Here is a 17,683-nt window from a genome sequence, read left to right on the forward strand (position 1 = left end):
TTCGACGCCCTGTCGCGCTACTGCATGGCGCTGGTCGGTGATGATCAGAACGGCTTATGGGGTCAGTCTTGGGTGCCGATTGACAGCGACGAAGATGGCGGTGGCCAATTCCCGAACCAGCGGCTCATTGATGGGCGTATTGGCGAAGTCGAAGTCGTCGATATCCTTGGCGAGCGGCAGCTTGGCGATGCTGAGCTGGTAGCGAATGGAGCGGGCCTGCTTCTCGGCGATATCCGACTAGAGGAGACCGCCGAGGATGCGGGGCAGCCTTGGGAGCAATTTTCCGCGTTTGAACTGGCTGTGATTCAACTTCTTCACGGCTATTAGGACCGCGTTTGGTCTTGAGATTTGAAAAAGAGGCTGAAAATTGCTTCAGCTCTGCTTTGCCAGGCGATCGTTTAAGAACTAAGGACATTCAGTATTCGTTCATTTGCGGCCTAGATTTCCGCGTGGCCTTCCAGATAGAAGACGCAGCTGCCCTCAAGTTCTACTCGACCACCTGAAATCAAACACACGACCTCGCCGCCGCGGCGGGATGCTTGATAAGCGCGAAAAGCCGACTTTCCTGTTTTCGCCGCCCAGTAAGGTGCTAGCATGCAGTGAGCGGCGCCCGTCACGGGATCTTCCGGGACGCCCTTGGCGGGCGCAAAGTATCGGCTCACAAAATCATAGCGCTCGTCACCTGCTGCTGTGACGATGACACCCGGTCGATCAAGGTCAGCGATTGCCCTGAAGTCGGGTGCGAGCGTGCGGACGCTGCGGGCATCCTCCAGCAAGACAAGGTAATTGAACGGGCTGCTGAAGACTTCTATTGGAACGGCGCCTAGGGCCTCGGCTAATCCCGATGGGGTAGAAGTTTTTTCAGACGGCCGGGACGGAAAATCCATAACGTATCCGTTTTGCTTGCGATGGATCGCCAAAGGGCCGCTTGCCGTATTGAAGACGACGCTGTTGCGGCCTGGCTCCAGTCGTTCCATCACGACGGCGGCACTTGCCAAAGTCGCATGACCGCACAGGGGAACCTCCACAGCCGGGGTGAACCAGCGCAGATGATACTGCCCGGACTGAGGAACCAGAAAGGCGGTTTCAGCGAGGTTGTTTTCGGCTGCGATTGCCTGCAACACCGCATCGTCCAGGTAACTTGGCAGGACCATGACCGCGGCGGGGTTTCCGGCAAAGAGCCTGTCTGTGAAGGCGTCGATTTGAAATATAGGAACGCGCATGCCGTGGGATCTCCTCGCACCGATGTGCAAAACCAAAAGAGGGTAAAATAGCGCATGCCCTAAGGACAATTACGGTCCTATATTCCGCGAATTGCCCCGCCATCCACCCGGATTTTTGATCCGGTAATGTAGGAAGCGCGCTCAGACGCCAGAAACACGGCGACGTCGGCAAATTCGTCCGGGCGCCCGTAACGGCCGACGGGAATGCTGGCGGCAGATGCGGCGGCAATGTCTGCGGGGCTGCGTTCGGAGCGTTTGGCCGCACTTGCGTCGAGTTCATCGACGCGTTGCGTGTGGATGCGGCCGGGCAAGAGTACGTTGACCGTAACACCATCGGCTGCGACCTCGTCGGCGAGTGTTTTCGACCATCCCACAATGGCCGACCGGATACCGTTGGAAAGGGCCAGCCTTGGGATGGGTTGCTCTACACCGGACGACGTCAAAGTGATGATCCTGCCCCATCTCCTTGCCCGCATAGGGGGCAAAAGCCGGCCAGTCAGGTGGAACAGGTTTGCGGCCATCGTCTCGAATTGGATAAGCCAGTCTGCGCGCGAAGCCTCGACAGCGGAGGCGGGGGGCGGCCCTCCGGTGTTGTTGATGACAATGTCGACGCCGCCCTTTGCCAGCAGGCGATCGGCAAGGTCATCAACGCTCCTCAAATCGCCGAGGTCCAGTGGGATGGGTGACACAACTCCAGTGCCTTGCGGTAAGGCGTGGGCCCAGGCTTCGGTCTTCTCCACCGACCGTGCTGCGGCAAAAACTGTTGCGCCTTCTGCGGCGAGACCGGAGGCGATGGCTGCGCCCAGACCACGGCTTGCGCCGAGCACCAGAGCCGTTTTGTCTTTAAGTCCAAGGTTCATTGTCCAAGCTCCAGCAGGCGTTTCGTCTGTCGTTCAATAAGCCGTTCGATTTCGGAGACATCGTCCTTCGACAGGATCGTACCGGGTTTGCGCAAGGTGGACGATGTGATTGCGCCGCGCTTGGCCATCACGTATTTGCGAATGGAGAGGCCCAGACCAGGTTGCTGTTCGTAACGTGCAAGCGGAAGGTAGGCGTCGAAGATATTCTGCGCCTGCGCCGCATCGCCTTCGCGGTGGAGATGCACGACGTCCCGCATCATTTCGGGATAGGCAAAACCGGTCATGGCACCATCTGCACCGCGCGCCATTTCTTCCGGCAGAAACAGGCCGCCGTTTCCGCACAGGATCGATATATGGCGCTTGCCATGCTCGTTCGCGGTCTTGCGCAATGCGGTAATCTTGGCAAGGCCCGGCCAGTCTTCGTGCTTCAGGCACACGCAGGTTGGAACCTGGTCTATGATAGCCTGAATGACGGACACCGGAATTGTCACGGACGTCACCAGCGGGAAGTCCTGTAGGACGAATGGGACGTCGCCGAGGAAATCGGCCGCTTGCTGGTAGTAGTTGACAATCTGCTGGTCGTTTCGAAGGGTCGCCGGCGGAGCGATCATGACACCCGCCGCGCCGTCCTCCATGACCATGTCGGTCAGCGTCTTCATCGAGGCGAAACCGGTAGACGACACTCCTGCGACGACCGGCACCCGTCCGTTGACGCGCTTCAAAATACGCCGGACGTAGACCTGCGACTCATCTGTGGTCAGCTTCTGTGCTTCACCCATCATGCCGAGCACCGTAAGGCCGGTAGCACCTCGTTCCAGATAGAAATCGACCATCCGATCGGTGCTCTCGAGATCGAGCGCGCCCGTGTCGGTGAATGGCGTCAGTGCGATGATATAGACGCCGTTTGCGTCCTCGGTCAGTCTACCCATGGCGGTCCTCATTCAGTTTTAGCGTTTGCGTTGGGATAACGGGCCGCGCCGAAGAAGCCTTCCGGCAGACCAATCATGGATTTCAGGTTCATGCGGGCGACGAGATCGTCGGCCTCTGCGTTGGCCGCGTTTAGAATCGCCTCCATATCCGCCTTGACCGGCAGACCGCCCTCCAGCAGGATCTCGCCATCGATCACGACCATGTCGACATCGTTGCCATTGGCGAAATAAACCGCGCGGAAAGCCGGCATCTGGAAGGGCGCCAGATGCGGGCGGGCCATGTCAATGACGACAATATCGGCCTTCTTTCCAGCCTGAAGAGATCCAATCTCGCCTTCGAGGCCAAGCGCTGTAGCAGCATCGATCGTAGCCATCTCCAAGACTTTTCCAGGTGGAAGCACCGAGGGGTCGCGAAAGAACGTGCGGTGATAATGCATGCACTGCTGCATGTGGCGGAACATGTCGGAGGAACGATCTGGCGCCGTCGCGTCGGAGCCGAGAGCGACGACCACGCCGGCCTCCAGCATTTCGACTGCCGGGCATCGGCCGAGGATGGAGGCGATCGCGCTTGGGTTATGGGCAATGCGCGTCCCGGTATCGGCGACGATACGGATTTCCTCGGCACTCAGGTCGATAGCGTGCGACAGCAACGCATCCGGTCCGAGCATGCCAATATTCTTGGCGCGCTGGACCGAGCCGCGCCAGTGTCCGTCCTGCGTGAAGATCACACCTGCCTCGCGCGACAGGGCGCGAACGGTCTGCGTCTGGCGCACGGCCGCCTCGTAATCTCCTGAAGACAGCGTCGCGGCGTGCTCGTCTCGCAACACCGGTGTCAGGAGGGCGATACGGATGCGGCCCTTGCCGTGCCACTGTTCAAGCAATTCGCGCGAGACTGCGAACTGGTCTTCGAATGTCACAGCACGTTCGCTGCGCTTATCACCGTCCCAACGCGCATAGGTGCGCGGGTGTGGCGGGCGCGTAGTTCCGACTGCAACCACCGACCGCGTGCCGATGGCTGCAACGCCCTCGCAATGCGCTGTCCCATAGTCCGCGTCGTCGGTGCGCATGATTGTGTCGCCGCCGCCCAGCAGCGATACACCGCACGTCACACCGAAACGCAACCGCTCCAGCGCAGCAAGCTGCGCTTCCGCATGCCAGAATTCGGGCGTCGTCCCGACCGTGTAGGCAGCATTGACGAGCTCTTCCCAGTGGCCCGCCTGTTCCATGCCCATCGTTTTGATCAGACCGTGGCCGGCATGCGCGTGAACGTCGATCAGACCTGGAATAAGGACCCTGCCAGTTGTGTGGATGGTGCGCCCGGCCCGATAGCGTGACGCTAGAAGTGCGGACGGGCCGACGTCGATAATCCGGTCGGCGCTCACTGCAATCGCACCGTCGTCGATGACGCGGCGTCTGTCATCCATTGTGATGATCGTGCCGCCGGAGAACAGCAGGTCGATGTCAATCATGGTGGTCAGCCGCCTGCCCAAAATCTGGCAGCATGGTCACGTCTAGGACCGCGTCCGGCCGCATACGCCATTGTGGATGTTTGCCGGCCAGTCCCGTAACGCGCAGGGGATTGTAAAGATAAAGCCACGGCGGATCCTGCTGCAACAGGCGATAGGTGCTTGCGTAAATTGCGGCACGCGCCGTGTTGTCGGTGGTTCGACGGCCCTCGTCGATGAGTCGCTCGACCTCGCCATTGTGGTAGCCGAGCCACCAGGAGCCGCGTGTACGCGCATCGATCTTCTCGGCAAGCACGCGGAAGGTGCTGAGCGGACTGGAATCGAAAACGCACATGTCGTGCACCTTCTTCAAGCGCACGCCATGGGCGTAGGCCTCGCGGTCTTCGTGGCGATGAACACGGAACGATATACCGATGTCGGCAAGTTGGAGTCCGATCGCTGCCGTCAGCGCTTCTGCTTCGTCGGGCAGGCGTGTTGGGCAATCGACGTTGATGACCAAGCCACCGCCATGGCCGGCATCGATCAAGAGCCGCTTTGCTTCAGCAAGATCACGCGACATGTCGAGTGCGCTATCCTCGGCGCCAAAATGGGAGGGACTGACGAAGCCAAGGAGCGGGCGAGCCGCGCCGCCGACCACCGTCTCGACCAATGCGTTGCGGTCGAGCGCCAGGTTGGTAGCGCGGCGAACACGCGGGTCGGCAAACGGGCCGCTGGCGCTGTTGAAGAGGTAAATAATGGAGACCGGCACCAGCGAAACGATGCGGGTATGGCCTCCGGTGTCGTCTAGATCACAGGATTGCTGAGAGCCAAGGCTGTTTGCAACTTGCGCATTGCCGGCAAGGAGCATGTTTTGTCGCCGGCTTGCGTCTGGCTCGAGGAGGAAGCGGATACCCGCGTTTGCCGGTCTTGCGCCATGCCAGCCTTCGAAGCGCGAGCCAGTGATCTCGTAACCTTCTGTAAACGTTTCAAAACGGTAGGGCCCGGTTCCGATCGGAGTGGTCGCGTCACCGCGCTCATAGCGCTCCAGTGCAGCTGGCGCGATGACATAGCCGTAGACGAGGACGTCGAGAAGATCTGCCATGGGGTGGGTAAGCGCGATCTTGACCGTTCTGCGATCTGGCGCGGAGATTTGCGCGTCGCCAAGATACTGATGCCAGACGCCTGGCGCGCCGAGCGTATATCCCTTGTCTGCCCGCGCCATGCGGCGCAGTGACAGGATGACTGCAGTCGCGTCGCAGTCGCTGCCGTCATGAAAGAGAAGGTTTTCGCGCAGAACGAACGTCCAGTCGCGCGCATCGCGGGACACAATCCAGCTCTCTGCGATCGCAGGACTGTAGCCGCCGTCTTTTCCGAAGCGTACAAGTCCGTCGAAAAAGGCGTCGAACACGCACAGGACGTCATTTGCGTCAGTGCAATCATGAGGGTCTTCGAGCCGTAGCCGTGGTTGAACGATGGTTGCTGTGGTCATGTCGGGAAGGCCTCCGGAACGGTATCGTGCAAATGGCAGGCAACGCTGCCCCCGCCGCGCTGTGGAAGAAGCGCCGGACGCTCCACCGCACAGCGCGCAAAGGCAAGCGGACAGCGGGTTCGAAAACAGCAGCCGGACGGTAGATTGAGTGCGCTCGGCACCTCTCCGGTGATTTCCGCCTGCGGCTTGCGCAATGCCTTGTCGACGTTTGGCGCGGCTGAAAGCAAAGCCTGCGTGTAGGGGTGCCGGGGAGTGGCAAAAAGCTGGTCGCGCGAAGCTGTCTCGACCATGAAGCCGAGATACATGACGGCAACCCGGTCGGCGATGTGGTGGACGACCGAAAGGTCATGCGAGACGAATAGATAAGACAGGCCGAATTCGTCGCGCAGGTCCATCATCAGGTTGAGGATTTGCGCCTGGATCGAGACGTCGAGTGCGGAGACCGGCTCGTCGGCTATGATCAGCTTGGGCCTTACCGACAAGGCGCGGGCAATTCCGATACGCTGGCGCTGCCCTCCAGAGAACTGATGGGGATAGCGGTTTGCCTGTTCCGCATTGAGACCGACGCGCGCGAGGAGCTTGATTGCCTCCGCATCAATGTCGCTGCTGCTCATTCTCCGGTCGGATTGCGCGCGCAGTGGTTCGATGACGATGTCTTTAATGCGCTGGCGCGGATTGAGGGAGGCGTAGGGGTCCTGAAAGATCATCTGAAGCTCGCGCCGGACCGGCCTGAGTTCTTTCTGGTTCAGGCAGGACACTTCTTTGCCATCGATGCGAATCTCACCGGACGTCGGGGCGTGAATACGGGCAATCGTTTTTGCGACGGTCGATTTTCCGCAACCGGATTCCCCGACCAGAGCGAGTACCTCTCCTGGCGCGATCGACAGCGATACGCTGTTGACCGCGTTCACCACCTTAGGCGGCGCAAGCAGTTTTCCGCCAGTGAACCGAAGGCGATCGAAAATTCCGTCGCCGACGGTGAAGGATTTAACGAGGTTTCTGACGTCGAGAACGGGTTGCGTCATCAGAGCGTCTCCTGGAGCGGAAAGTGACAGGCAGCATCGAGCGATCCACGCACTGGGGCAAGTTCGGGGGAGCGTTCGGCACAAAGGGGCTGAGCGTGTGCGCATCGGCCGCGAAATGAACAGCCGGCGCCCAGAGTGCGAATATCGGGCACAGTTCCCGGAATTTGCCGTAGACGGCGCTGACGGTCGGTGATGCGAGGAATGCTGTCTAGCAAGCCGCGCGTATAAGGATGCGCCGGGCTCCTGATGACCTCTTCGGTTAGCCCGCGTTCGACGACCTTGCCGCAGTAAAGCACCACAACGCGGTCAGCCATTTCCGACACCACCGCAAGGTCGTGTGTGATGAGAATCATTGCGGCTCCGGTCTCCTGAACCTGGCGACGCATGAGCTTGAGGATCTGTGACTGGACCGTTACGTCAAGGGCTGTCGTCGGCTCATCGGCGATGATGAGGCGCGAGCCGGCCAAAAGGGCGATAGCGATGACGACACGCTGCCGCATACCGCCGGAAAACTGGTGCGGATAGGCATCCAGCCGGCTTTCGGCTCCTGATATGCCGACGTCCTCCAACATACGAATGCAACGAATACGTCTGGCCGCCTCGTCGAGATTGGTATGCAGCCGCAATACCTCGTCCATCTGTCTGCCAATCGTATAGACCGGATTCAGCGAGGTCATGGGGTCCTGGAAGACCATGGCGATATCACGCCCGCGTACGTTGCGCATCTCGCGTTCGCCGAGCTTTGAGATGTCGCGACCGTCAAATCGGATTTCGCCACCGGCAATGCGTCCGGGGGGATCGACGAGCCCGAGAATCGAAAAGCCTATGACCGACTTGCCGCCACCGGATTCTCCGACAAGACCAACGATCTCGCCGGCCTTGACGTTGAAGCTAACCCCGTCCACGGCCTTCACGAGCCCGCCGAACGTCTGGAAATGAGTCTGAAGTTCCCGCAGATCAAGTAGCGGTTCTGCCATGCGCGCGTCCTCCCTCATGGCTCAGCGAAGCCGCGGATTGAGTTCGTCGCGCAAGAAGTCGCCGAACAGGTTTATGCCGAACACCAGGAACATGATGAAGAGGCCGGGAAAGGCCGACGTCCACCAGATGCCGGAGAAAAGAACGTCGAAACCTTCCTTGACCAGCAATCCCAGCGAAGGCTCGGTGATGGGGACACCGACGCCCAGAAAGCTCAGTGATGCCTCGATAAGGATGAAACTGCCCACTTGGATTGTCGAGACAACGATCAGCGGTGTCAGGACGTTGGGCAGCACATGGCGGCGGATGATCTCGGTGTCGCTGAGGCCTGCCACGCGCGCCGCCTGGATATATTCCTTCTGGATTTCGCTGAGTGTCGAGCCTCGCACGGTGCGCGCATAGACGACCCATCCGACAGCAGTCAGCGCGATAAGGATCATGCCTATCCCGTTGCCGAATGCCGACATCAGGAACAGGGCGATCAGCATCGATGGGAAGGAAAGCTGGATGTCGGCAACCCGCATGATGACGGCGTCCAGCATGCCCCCGTAGTAACCGGATATGAGGCCGAGGATGGTGCCGATCACGCAGGAACAAGCCATCGCTGCAATGCCTATGAAGGCGGAGATCCGCGCGCCATATATGATCGAGGCCAGGACATCGCGGCCCTGTCCGTCTGTGCCAAGAAGGTAACGCGGATGGCCGCCTTCCAGCCAAACGGGAGGCTTGAAACTGTCCATCAGCTCCAGCTGCGAAACGTCGTAAGGATCCTGCCAAACAAGCAAGGGGCCGAAAATGGCCAGGAACGCAAAGGCAAGGACGAGCAAGCTGCCCAACACCGCGGGAATATTGTGGCGGTAGTTGTGAACGAACTCGGAGGAAAGCAATCGCTGCATCTGGCCCTCACTTGACGGTGATACGAGGGTCGATCACCGTATAGACGATGTCGACGAGGAAGTTGATGACGACGAAAATGAAGGCGGTCAGCATCAGGTAGACAACGATGACGGGTCGGTCGCCGCGATAGATGGAATCGATCAGGAGCTTGCCAGTGCCCGGCCAGGCAAAGATCGTTTCGGTGATGGTTGCAAACGCGATCAGGTCGCCAAGCTGTAGGCCGAAGATTGTTACGACGGGAATGAGCGCATTCTTCAAGCCGTGTGCGAAGAGGATGTGTGTTCGCGAGGCGCCTTTTGCGCGGGCAAACCGGATATAGTCTTGCCGCATGACCTCCATCATGCCAGCGCGTGTGATGCGCAGGATGATGGCGAGGGTGGCCAGTGCCAGGGTAACAGCCGGAAGAAGGATATGCGACCAACCATCCGCCGTGAAGATCGAGAGGCGCAGCCCGAGAATTTCGATAGTCTCGCCCCGGCCCGATGACGGAAGAAGCGGGTGGCGTACCGAAAAGAAGTAGATCAGCATCATGCCAACCCAGAATCCCGGCAAGGAGATACCGAAAAGAGATCCGGCCATGATGCCGCGAGAGGCGGTGCGGTTCGGGTTGGCGCCGGCGTAGACGCCGAGTGGAATGGCTATCACTGTGGCAAATGCCATGGCAACCAGAACCATTTCTATGGTGGCAGGCAGGCGCTCGAGGATGAGGTCCATCGCCGGCTGCCGGAAGACGTAGGATCGCCCGAAATCGCCCTGCAGCAGGTTGGACAGAAAGATCCAATACTGGCTGAAGAGCGATTGATCGAGACCCAGGAGACGTCGCGCCTGCTCGATTTCGGCTTGTGTGGAATCGATTGGGATCACCATGAAGACCGGATCTCCGGTGAAGCTCATCATCAAGAAGACGATGATTGACACGACAAAGAGAACCAGCACCATCTGCAGGAGCCGTTTTATTGTGTAACCGAGCAAGACCGATGTTCCATCAGATTCGAGACTGAAAGGAAGGGCGCCGGGTTTGTCCGGCACCCTCGTGGGCTTAAGGCTTGCTATTCCTTCACGTCGATCTGGTAGGCCCAGAGGAACTTGTCGGCCCGAGGCGTGATCTCGACATTCGTCTTGGCCGCATAGAGATCCTGTTCGTAGTGAAGCGGGATCATCGGGATATCCGTCATGAGAATCTTAGTCGCCTGCTGGAGAAATTCATCGCGTTCAACGAGTTTCGACGTAGCGTCAGCCTTGTCGATGAGGTCGTCCACCTGCGCGTTGGAGTAACTGCCGCGGTTGACCTGACCGTAGCCCTCCTTCTTGCCGCGTGAGTAGAACATGACGCTGTACATCGAACCGCCGTCACCCGAGGGAACATCCCAGCCACTCATGATCAGGCTGGACTTGTCGCTGGGCACACGGATGTAGCTGAAGAAGTTAGACTTCGGCATCAGGTTAAGCTTCAGGTTGATCTTGATCTTGCCCAGCATGCTGGCGAGTGCCTGCACGATCTGCTGATCGTTGACATAGCGGTTGTTGGTGGCGTCGAGCGTTACTGTGAAGCCATCGGCATACCCTGCCTCAGCCATGAGGGCTGCCGCTTTCCCCGGGTCGAACGGATACAAATCACGAAAGCTCGCCCCATCCACATAACCGGTGTGGGAGGCCGGCACGTACTGTTCGGACGGCGTCGACAGGCCGTTCATAATCACCTTCTTGATGGCGCTGACATCTATGGCGCGCACCATCGCCTCACGCACGCGGCGATCGGTCATCGGGTTCTTGTCCAGATCGATGGTCGGGCTCTTGTCGCGCTGGTCGATCGACAGAACGACATTGAGCAGGCTTGGCCGTGTCAGAACCTTGTAGCGCTCATCGGTTTTGACGCGTTCGACGTCGCGCACGTTGAGGTCCTGGATCACATCGACTTCGCCGGTCAAGAGTGCCGCCGTTCGTGTTGCGCCATTGGTGATCGGACGGAAGATCACCGTGTCAAGCTTTGCTGGGCCTGCGTAGTAATCCTTGTTCGCCTCCAGCTTGATGTGATCTTCCTTGACCCATTCAACGAGCTTGTAGGGACCTGTGCCGATCGGCTTCAAGTCTGCCTGTTCGTCGCCGGCTTCCTTGACGTATTTTTCGTTGAGGATGAGAACCGCAGCGAGGTCGTTCGGCAGCACCGCATAGGGACGCGGTGTCTTGATTTCGACTGTGTGGTCGTCGATCGCCTTGAACGAGGCGATGTTGGCCCCGAGATTGGCCATCAGCGACTTCTTCAACCGATCGAGGGTGAACACCACGTCTGATGCCTTCAACTCCTCGCCATTATGGAATTTGACGCCCTTGCGCAAGCTGAAGAGCCATGTGGTGTCGTCGGTGAGCTTCCAGCTTTCCGCAAGGCCCGGACCAAAGGTAAGGTCGGCGTTTCGGCGTACCAGGGGGTCGTAGATATGATAAAACAAGATGTTGCTCGATAGCTCCTCGCCCGCCTGAGGGTCGAGGTTGACAGCATCGGACGTGAGGCCGACGGTCAGCGACTTAGCGTCGAGTTGGCTGCTCAAGGCAGTTGAGGCTAGAAGGAGAGCACCTGCAAACAGAATTCCTTTTGTTGCAATCATGCGTAGGTTCATCATCGTATTCCCCTTTTTTTGTTGGTGATGAGAAGCATGCGAAGCGGTCAGCGAAGCACGGACTGCACCTCGATCTGGTAACCTTCCGGGTCTTCGAAAACGAAAGCGCGAATGCCAAGGCCTGCGCTGTCGCGCGGCTGCGTCAGGCTCGGCGCCTGTTTGGCGGCGAGATAGGCATGCCAAGCATCGACGTCTGGCACGCGGATGCATAATTGCACCGGCTTGATGGGGTGCGTCTGGTGCATGCCGCGCGTTTCGTCTACCAGCCCGACATAGGCACTTTGTGCGATACGGAGTACTTTTGACCAGCCTTGGTCAACCTCAAGCGGAAAGCCCAAAATTTCGTTGTAGAAAGCAAAGGCCCTTGGCAGGTTCTTGTAGTAGAAGAAGGTGATAGCCTTCTCCACATGTCCATCGTTCGGGCGGGCGGTGTTGGCGAGGCTCATCTGTTCGTTTCTCCGGTGAACCAACTGGTTGAACCGCGCGGGACAAAATGCCCGTCGCCCGGTCGATTGAGGACGCGCTGGCCGTCGTATGCCAGGCGTCCGGCGAGGAATGTGGCGGTGACGCGTCCGGCAAAGCGGCGGCCGTCATATGGGCTCCAGCGCAGCCCGTCCTGGGCCTTTGCGGAATCCCAGACAACGTCGGCTTCTTCAAAGATTGTGAGGTCCGCATCGGCGCCTGGAACGATCGCGCCCTTTCGCTGTGAAAGGCCGAAGAATCGGGCGGGACGTGCGCAGAGTTGGTCGACCGTTAGCCGGATCGCATCCGTGCACCTGGCTCGTGCCGCCGTGTAGAAGGCAGGCAAAAGGGTCTCCATTCCTGGCACGCCCGCGCCGGCATCGAAGATGCTATCGGTGAACTTGTTGTCGATCGGCCAGCTGGAATGATCCGAGCTAACGAAGGCTACGCGATCCGACGTTATGTCGCCCCACAGCGCCTCAATCATGCCCGGCCGGATCGGCGGGTTTACTTTCATGCGGGCGCCGAGTTCCGCACCATCGCGTTCCGGGTCGAAGCAGAAGTAGTGTACGCAGGTCTCACCGGTGGCACGGTGTCCATCTTGACGGTAGTGGTCAACGATTTGGAAGCCGCGCGGATGGCTGATGTGAACAATATGAGCATGGGCGCCCGCTGCGGCGGCAAGTTCAAGGAAATGCGCCGTCGACGCAAGCTCTGCGGCCGGTGGCCGGCTTTGCGAATGAACCGCAATGCCGTCAAGACCGGCCTTGCGTGCACGTTCGACGCGCGACCTGACAATCTCCTGGTCTTCATTGTGTAGCCCGACCGGCAAATCGGTGGCCGCAAGGGCTTCGAGCAAATCGAGCGTCAGAGCGGCGTCGACCCGCGGGAAGCGTGTTGGACTGCTTTCGAAAGCCGAAATCTTGAATGCAACGACACCGCCGTGCTCAAGTCTCTTTATGTGATCGAGTGGTTGGCCGGGCATCACCGTCGCATAGAGAGCGACATCGGCATGTGCATAACGGCCGATCGCGTCGATCTTGGCCGTCAGATGGTCCGGCGTACTTAAGGGCGAGGGGTTATCATATGGCATATCGACAATCGTCGTGACGCCGCCTGCGATCGCCGAACGAGTGGTCGGCTCCAGTCCCGCAAGGCCAAGATAGCTGCCGGCATGTGTCTGACCATCCACAACACCGGGTATTACATATCGATCGCCGGCGTCATGGAATTCGGCTGCGTCCGGCTCTGGCCCATCCCCTACGGCTTGGATTTTCCCGTGTGTGACGGCAACCCATCCGTCATTGAGGATGCCGCGCGGCGTGACAATCCGGCCGCGAATGATCAGGTCAGTCATCGGCCTCTCCCCAGGTAGCCTAGGTCAGCATGCGTGCAGGCAAGCGCGACGCCGGCCTGAACAGGATCGATGACTGGCAGGCGGAGCCGGTCCTGAAGTGCCTCGCGGTAGGAGCCAAGACCCGCGCAGCCCAGGATGATGACGTTGGCGCCATCCTCGTCGCGCAACTGCGCGGCTGTGGCGGACACGCGATCGACAACATCCGTTTCGACCAACTCAGCGATCGTCATGTCAATGGAGCGGTCGCCGACAAGGCGCGCCTGCAGGGTCAGTTTTTCTAGATAGCGGCGGTGACGGGCGATCGATGAAGGGCCGAGTGACACGATACCGAAACGCTCGCCCAGGCCAAGCGCGGCGAGATATGCAGCTTCTGCAATTCCGGTCACCGGAACACATGCAGCATCGCGCACGGCATCGATGCCGGGGTCCGAAAAACAGCTGACCACGACGGCATCGGCGCTTGCACCGCGCACCGCTTCGATCAGATGCGGGACCACTTCTTCGACATGTCTATCCGTCTCTATGCCTATCGGTGATTTGGCAAGTTCGATGCACCGAATAGCATGGCGGCGGTCAGCGAAAGGGCCGAGACAGGTCTCCATCGATCGCGTGACCGCCTTTGAGCTGTTCGGATTGATAACAAGAATATTGCCCACGCGGCCTCCACGAACCGGTAAACCTTCCGGTTTTCGCTTGATATGCCATGTAGTATACTACGAAATATTTCATGTCAAAGGGTGATGTGATTGCATGTTCGACAAACATCGACCACAACGGAAACAAGCGCGACCGCGCAAGTGCATGACGTCGAACAGGAGAGACCATTGGGCATGACAGCGGCAAATGGTGAGGGTGTGGCTGGCAAACCCCGGAAGCAGTCGTTGACCGAAATGGCCTATGTGTCAGTTCGCGAGCAGATCCTCCTCGGTCTCCTCCGGCCGGGGGCGGAGTTTTCCGAACTAGAGTTGGCCGAGCAGCTTGCTATGAGCAAGACGCCCGTGCGCGAGGCGCTTGGCCGGATGGTGGCCGAAGGTCTGATCGAGGCCTTTCCGCGGCGTGGCTACCGCGTAACGCCCGTGACCGTGAAGGATATCAATGATCTCTTCGCAATCCGGGCGATGACGGAGGGTACGGCAGCTGCAATGGCCGCCGTCAATCTTAGCGCCGAAGAACTTGATCATCTCGATGTGTTGGCCAACGCGCATTATGAGCCAACGGAGGGGATGACTATCCATTCCTTCGTCAAGGCGAACCGAGATTTTCACATGGCGATTGCTCACGGTTCGGACAATCCGCGACTTTCTGCCATGGTCGCAACGCATCTGGACGAATGCGCGCGGCTTTTCTATCTCGGTGCTCGCAGCAGGGACGTGAACCCCGAGACCAACGATGACCATCGGCACATCGTCAATGTATTGCGGTGCAGGGATAGCGAAAAAGCGCGGGCAGCGATGGTTGAGCACAGCGAGCATACTCGGCAGGGCGTGTTGAAAGCGCTGATCTCGAACGACATAAGCGACCTGCACATCTAAAACACAACCCTCTTCAGAGCCAGAGAACGGTTTGGCGCGGAGTATATCGAGTCTTAGGTTCCGCCATCGCCCTTCTCAAATTCATCCCGTCGGTGCAGAGCGTTACGCTTGCCTTCTGGAGAAGTGGCGGACGGCAGTTCCAATGATATAGTCGCTAACTGTTCGCCCTACTGTGAGCGAGCGAGGACCTGGCCCTATCGAGATAGTTGCCCGATCCCTTTGCGCCAACCAGCGTTGCTCCGTCAGTGACCGTTTTTCCACGCACGAGTACCCGAACCGGCCAGCCCGTCACATCGAGCCCCTCGTAGGGTGTATAGTCAGACCCATGGTGCAGAATGTCATTGGTAATCTTTACCGACTTGTTGGGGTCCCAAAGTGCTATATCCGCATCCGAGCCGATCGCGATCGTCCCTTTCTGGGGATAGAGGCCATAGAGCTTGGCATGGTTGGTGGAGGACAGGGCAACGAACCGGTTGAGGTCGATCCGGCCCTTGCCGACGCCTTCGGAAAATAGGATCGGTAGCCGCGTCTCAACACCCGGGATGCCATTCGGGATCCAGCGAAAATTCCGTTTCCCTTTTCCATTCAGCTTGCCCTGATCGTCCTCGAAGCGAAAAGGGCAGTGGTCTGAGGAAAACACGTCGAACGTGCCATTTTGCAGCCCCTCCCAGCAGGCGGCCTGGCTTTGCTTGTCGCGTGGGGGCGGCGAGCAGACGAATTTCGCACCGTCCAGTTCGGTGGCGTCTAGGTCGTCCGCCGTCAACATGAGGTACTGCGGGCAGGTTTCCCCGGCAACCTTGCTGCCGCGAGCGCGTGCGCGCTGGATTTCCTCCATGGCCTCGCGGTTGGAGACATGGACGATGACAATCGGTGTCTCGACGATTTCAGCCAGCGACAACGCCCGGTGGGTCGCCTCGCGCTCGGCAGCGACGGGACGGCTGGTGGCATGATATTTCGGCGCCAGTTCGCCGTTCTTCTCATGGCGGCCGATCAGGAAACGGATGGCATCCTCATTTTCGCAATGGACCATCACCAGCGCGCCGGACGAGCGCGCGCTGTCAAGCGTCGCCAGAATCTCGTCATCGCGAAGGCGCAGATTGTCATAGGTCATGAAGACCTTGATCGAGGTATAGCCGTCCTCGACCAGGGCAGGTAGCTCCTGACCCAGCACATAGCCGGTCGGATCGGTGACAACGATGTGAAAGCTGACGTCGATATAGCATTCACCCTTCGCCTTCTCGTGATAGACCTTGAGCGATTCCCTCAGCGTCGTGCCTTTTTCCTGCATGCAGAAAGGCATGACCGTGGTGTTGCCGCCAAAAGCTGCTGACAGTGTGCCGCTGGCAAAATCATCGGCCATGACGATGCCGTCTCCGGACGGCTGTGCAAGGTGCACGTGGCTGTCGATCCCCCCGGGCATGACATAGGGGCCGCTCGCATCGATGATCTCCGCCGCGTCAAAAAGGTTGTCGGCGAGGGCTATTATGCAGCCGTCCTGGATGCCGACATCGCACCGGAAGGTATCGCTGGCGGTAACGATCGTTCCGTTGCGGATAATCGTATCGAATTTCATGCGGCGTTCTTCCCGGTTCAGGCTGCCGTGGTGACGGTGCTGTCGGGAGACCCGAGGATCTGATCCAGCGCCGCGGTCATTCGGTCGATTTCCTCGATGGTGTTGTAGTGGACCATCGAGACACGGACCATGCCATTGTTTTCGGTGAGATCGAGATATTCCGCCAGCCGACGCGAGTGAAAGTCGCCGAAGCGGATAGCGATCCGATGCGCATCCATCGCCTTGCAGATCTCGGCGGAATCGCGGCCATCGAATACGAAGCTGATGGTCGGGATGCGGTTGCCGTCGCGGTTTGTACTCTGCCCGATGATCCGGCAGTCGTTGCGGCCACGAAGATAACCGAGAAGCCGGTCGACGAGACCATTTTCCTGCAACGTGATCGCGCCATAGGCCGCGACTATCTTTTCACGGATGGAGCCCGTTTCTCCGGCTTTTTCGCCGAGTTCGCTGAGGTAGTCGACGATACCGCAGGTGGAATAGGCGAGCTCATAGTTCGGGTTGCCTGGCTCGAGTTTACCCGGCACTTTGTCCTTGCCGTAGAAGTAGTGGTAGAGCGTGTCGAGTTCGAGCAGATGCTCGTACTTACCGTACATCAGTGCGTAATGTGGACCATAGGTCTTATAGAGGCTGAAGACGTAGTAATCGACATTCCAGTCCTGCACATCGACCGCGCGGTGCGGCGCATAGGCGACGGCGTCGACGCAGATGCGCGCCCCCTTGGAGTGCACGAAATCGGCGATCTCCCGCACCGGATTGATCGAGCCGAGGATGTTCGACACATGGGTAATGCAGACAAGCTTCGTGCGCTCTGACATTAGCGGTTCGAGATCGGCAAGATCGAGCGCGAAAGTGTCCTTGTTCAGCGGCCAGAACTTGACGACCATGCCGGCATCTTGCAGCCGATCCCAGGGCCCGATATTGGATTCGTGGTCGGCAATGGTGACGACGATCTCGTCGCCTGGGGCCAATTGGCTGGTCATGGCGCGGGCCAGGTTCTGCAGGAGCGCGGTTGTCGAGTTGCCGAAGACAATTTCCTCCGGCCGCCTTGCATTGACGAGATGCATTGCGGCGGTGCGGGCTTCATAGAGGGCCTTTGCGGCGGCCTGCGAAACCTCGTAACTGCCTCCGATCTGGACGTTCTTGTCATAGAGGAAGGTATTGATCCGCTCGACGGCGCGCTTCAGGATCTGCGATCCGCCGGCATTGTCGAAAAAGGTCCAGCCATGGGAAAGACCGGGAAACTGACTACGGACGAAGTCGATATCCAGTCTGTCCTGCGTCGGGGTGTTTTGGTTCGGCAT

General features: G+C 59.1%; 16 protein-coding genes and 1 pseudogene. 1 reads left to right on the top strand and 16 read right to left on the bottom strand.

Annotated elements, in window-relative coordinates; translation table 11 throughout:
• Window positions 1-72 precede the first annotated feature (72 nt).
• From HT585_RS31795 to HT585_RS23220, 14 genes and pseudogenes are all read right to left on the bottom strand, one after another.
• A pseudogene (locus tag HT585_RS31795) lies at window positions 73-237 on the bottom strand (ATP-binding protein); the annotation flags it as partial.
• A gap of 200 nt (window positions 238-437) precedes the next feature.
• Window positions 438-1,223, bottom strand: coding sequence for a PhzF family phenazine biosynthesis protein (locus tag HT585_RS23160; RefSeq protein ID WP_176355162.1), 786 nt, complete (start codon window positions 1,221-1,223; stop codon window positions 438-440).
• Window positions 1,224-1,300: 77 nt separating this feature from the next.
• Entirely contained in the window at window positions 1,301-2,083 is a 783-nt protein-coding gene (locus HT585_RS23165) for an SDR family oxidoreductase (RefSeq protein ID WP_176355163.1), read from the bottom strand.
• On the bottom strand, window positions 2,080-3,012 hold the full coding sequence (locus HT585_RS23170) for a dihydrodipicolinate synthase family protein (RefSeq protein ID WP_176355164.1): 933 nt from the start codon (window positions 3,010-3,012) through the stop codon (window positions 2,080-2,082). Before HT585_RS23170 ends, HT585_RS23165 begins: the two co-directional genes overlap by 4 nt.
• 8 nt (window positions 3,013-3,020) lie before the next feature.
• Window positions 3,021-4,481: an amidohydrolase family protein gene (locus HT585_RS23175; protein WP_176355165.1), complete on the bottom strand. Its 1,461-nt coding sequence runs from the start codon at window positions 4,479-4,481 to the stop codon at window positions 3,021-3,023.
• Complete coding sequence (locus HT585_RS23180; RefSeq protein ID WP_176355166.1) at window positions 4,474-5,946, bottom strand: ABC transporter substrate-binding protein; 1,473 nt, start codon at window positions 5,944-5,946, stop codon at window positions 4,474-4,476. The genes HT585_RS23175 and HT585_RS23180 overlap by 8 nt, the downstream gene beginning before the upstream one ends.
• A complete protein-coding gene (locus HT585_RS23185) occupies window positions 5,943-6,971 on the bottom strand; it encodes an ABC transporter ATP-binding protein (protein ID WP_176355167.1) in 1,029 nt (342 codons plus the stop codon). Before HT585_RS23185 ends, HT585_RS23180 begins: the two co-directional genes overlap by 4 nt.
• Complete coding sequence (locus tag HT585_RS23190; protein ID WP_176355430.1) at window positions 6,971-7,948, bottom strand: ABC transporter ATP-binding protein; 978 nt, start codon at window positions 7,946-7,948, stop codon at window positions 6,971-6,973. The genes HT585_RS23185 and HT585_RS23190 overlap by 1 nt, the downstream gene beginning before the upstream one ends.
• A 21-nt stretch (window positions 7,949-7,969) precedes the next feature.
• Window positions 7,970-8,842 carry an ABC transporter permease gene (locus HT585_RS23195; RefSeq protein WP_176355168.1) on the bottom strand — a complete coding sequence of 291 codons (873 nt, stop codon included), beginning with the start codon at window positions 8,840-8,842 and terminating at the stop codon, window positions 7,970-7,972.
• A gap of 7 nt (window positions 8,843-8,849) precedes the next feature.
• Window positions 8,850-9,815, bottom strand: a complete 966-nt coding sequence (locus HT585_RS23200; protein ID WP_176355169.1) for an ABC transporter permease — start codon at window positions 9,813-9,815, stop codon at window positions 8,850-8,852.
• A gap of 77 nt (window positions 9,816-9,892) precedes the next feature.
• The gene (locus HT585_RS23205; protein ID WP_176355170.1) at window positions 9,893-11,461 is read right to left on the bottom strand and encodes an ABC transporter substrate-binding protein; all 1,569 of its coding nucleotides are present in this window, start codon (window positions 11,459-11,461) and stop codon (window positions 9,893-9,895) included.
• Between the two features lie 44 nt (window positions 11,462-11,505).
• Window positions 11,506-11,904, bottom strand: coding sequence for a VOC family protein (locus HT585_RS23210; protein ID WP_176355171.1), 399 nt, complete (start codon window positions 11,902-11,904; stop codon window positions 11,506-11,508).
• On the bottom strand, window positions 11,901-13,277 hold the full coding sequence (locus tag HT585_RS23215) for a dihydroorotase (RefSeq protein WP_176355172.1): 1,377 nt from the start codon (window positions 13,275-13,277) through the stop codon (window positions 11,901-11,903). Before HT585_RS23215 ends, HT585_RS23210 begins: the two co-directional genes overlap by 4 nt.
• Entirely contained in the window at window positions 13,274-13,933 is a 660-nt protein-coding gene (locus HT585_RS23220) for an aspartate/glutamate racemase family protein (protein WP_176355173.1), read from the bottom strand. The genes HT585_RS23215 and HT585_RS23220 overlap by 4 nt, the downstream gene beginning before the upstream one ends.
• A 174-nt stretch (window positions 13,934-14,107) precedes the next feature.
• Between HT585_RS23220 and HT585_RS23225 the strand changes: the two genes are divergently transcribed.
• Complete coding sequence (locus HT585_RS23225) at window positions 14,108-14,809, top strand: GntR family transcriptional regulator (protein WP_176355431.1); 702 nt, start codon at window positions 14,108-14,110, stop codon at window positions 14,807-14,809.
• Between the two features lie 154 nt (window positions 14,810-14,963).
• On the opposite strand, the gene hydA is transcribed toward HT585_RS23225, so the two are convergent.
• Both hydA and HT585_RS23235 read right to left on the bottom strand, forming a co-directional pair.
• A complete protein-coding gene (gene hydA / locus HT585_RS23230) occupies window positions 14,964-16,382 on the bottom strand; it encodes a dihydropyrimidinase (RefSeq protein ID WP_176355174.1) in 1,419 nt (472 codons plus the stop codon).
• 17 nt (window positions 16,383-16,399) lie between these two features.
• Window positions 16,400-17,683 carry a cysteine desulfurase-like protein gene (locus tag HT585_RS23235; RefSeq protein WP_176355175.1) on the bottom strand — a complete coding sequence of 428 codons (1,284 nt, stop codon included), beginning with the start codon at window positions 17,681-17,683 and terminating at the stop codon, window positions 16,400-16,402.

Source organism: Ensifer oleiphilus, from assembly GCF_013371465.1.
Classification (GTDB): domain Bacteria; phylum Pseudomonadota; class Alphaproteobacteria; order Rhizobiales; family Rhizobiaceae; genus Ensifer; species Ensifer oleiphilus.

What these genes read in the sequence shown, in the direction of transcription:
- HT585_RS23160 (WP_176355162.1), bottom strand. Translation starts at nt 1,223, where the DNA reads ATGCGCGTTCCTATATTTCAAATCGACGCCTTCACAGACAGGCTCTTT.
- HT585_RS23165 (WP_176355163.1), bottom strand. Translation starts at nt 2,083, where the DNA reads ATGAACCTTGGACTTAAAGACAAAACGGCTCTGGTGCTCGGCGCAAGC.
- HT585_RS23170 (WP_176355164.1), bottom strand. Translation starts at nt 3,012, where the DNA reads ATGGGTAGACTGACCGAGGACGCAAACGGCGTCTATATCATCGCACTG.
- HT585_RS23175 (WP_176355165.1), bottom strand. Translation starts at nt 4,481, where the DNA reads ATGATTGACATCGACCTGCTGTTCTCCGGCGGCACGATCATCACAATG.
- HT585_RS23180 (WP_176355166.1), bottom strand. Translation starts at nt 5,946, where the DNA reads ATGACCACAGCAACCATCGTTCAACCACGGCTACGGCTCGAAGACCCT.
- HT585_RS23185 (WP_176355167.1), bottom strand. Translation starts at nt 6,971, where the DNA reads ATGACGCAACCCGTTCTCGACGTCAGAAACCTCGTTAAATCCTTCACC.
- HT585_RS23190 (WP_176355430.1), bottom strand. Translation starts at nt 7,948, where the DNA reads ATGGCAGAACCGCTACTTGATCTGCGGGAACTTCAGACTCATTTCCAG.
- HT585_RS23195 (WP_176355168.1), bottom strand. Translation starts at nt 8,842, where the DNA reads ATGCAGCGATTGCTTTCCTCCGAGTTCGTTCACAACTACCGCCACAAT.
- HT585_RS23205 (WP_176355170.1), bottom strand. Translation starts at nt 11,461, where the DNA reads ATGATGAACCTACGCATGATTGCAACAAAAGGAATTCTGTTTGCAGGT.
- HT585_RS23210 (WP_176355171.1), bottom strand. Translation starts at nt 11,904, where the DNA reads ATGAGCCTCGCCAACACCGCCCGCCCGAACGATGGACATGTGGAGAAG.
- HT585_RS23215 (WP_176355172.1), bottom strand. Translation starts at nt 13,277, where the DNA reads ATGACTGACCTGATCATTCGCGGCCGGATTGTCACGCCGCGCGGCATC.
- HT585_RS23225 (WP_176355431.1), top strand. Translation starts at nt 14,108, where the DNA reads ATGACAGCGGCAAATGGTGAGGGTGTGGCTGGCAAACCCCGGAAGCAG.
- hydA (WP_176355174.1), bottom strand. Translation starts at nt 16,382, where the DNA reads ATGAAATTCGATACGATTATCCGCAACGGAACGATCGTTACCGCCAGC.
- HT585_RS23235 (WP_176355175.1), bottom strand. Translation starts at nt 17,683, where the DNA reads ATGCCGAACCAAAACACCCCGACGCAGGACAGACTGGATATCGACTTC.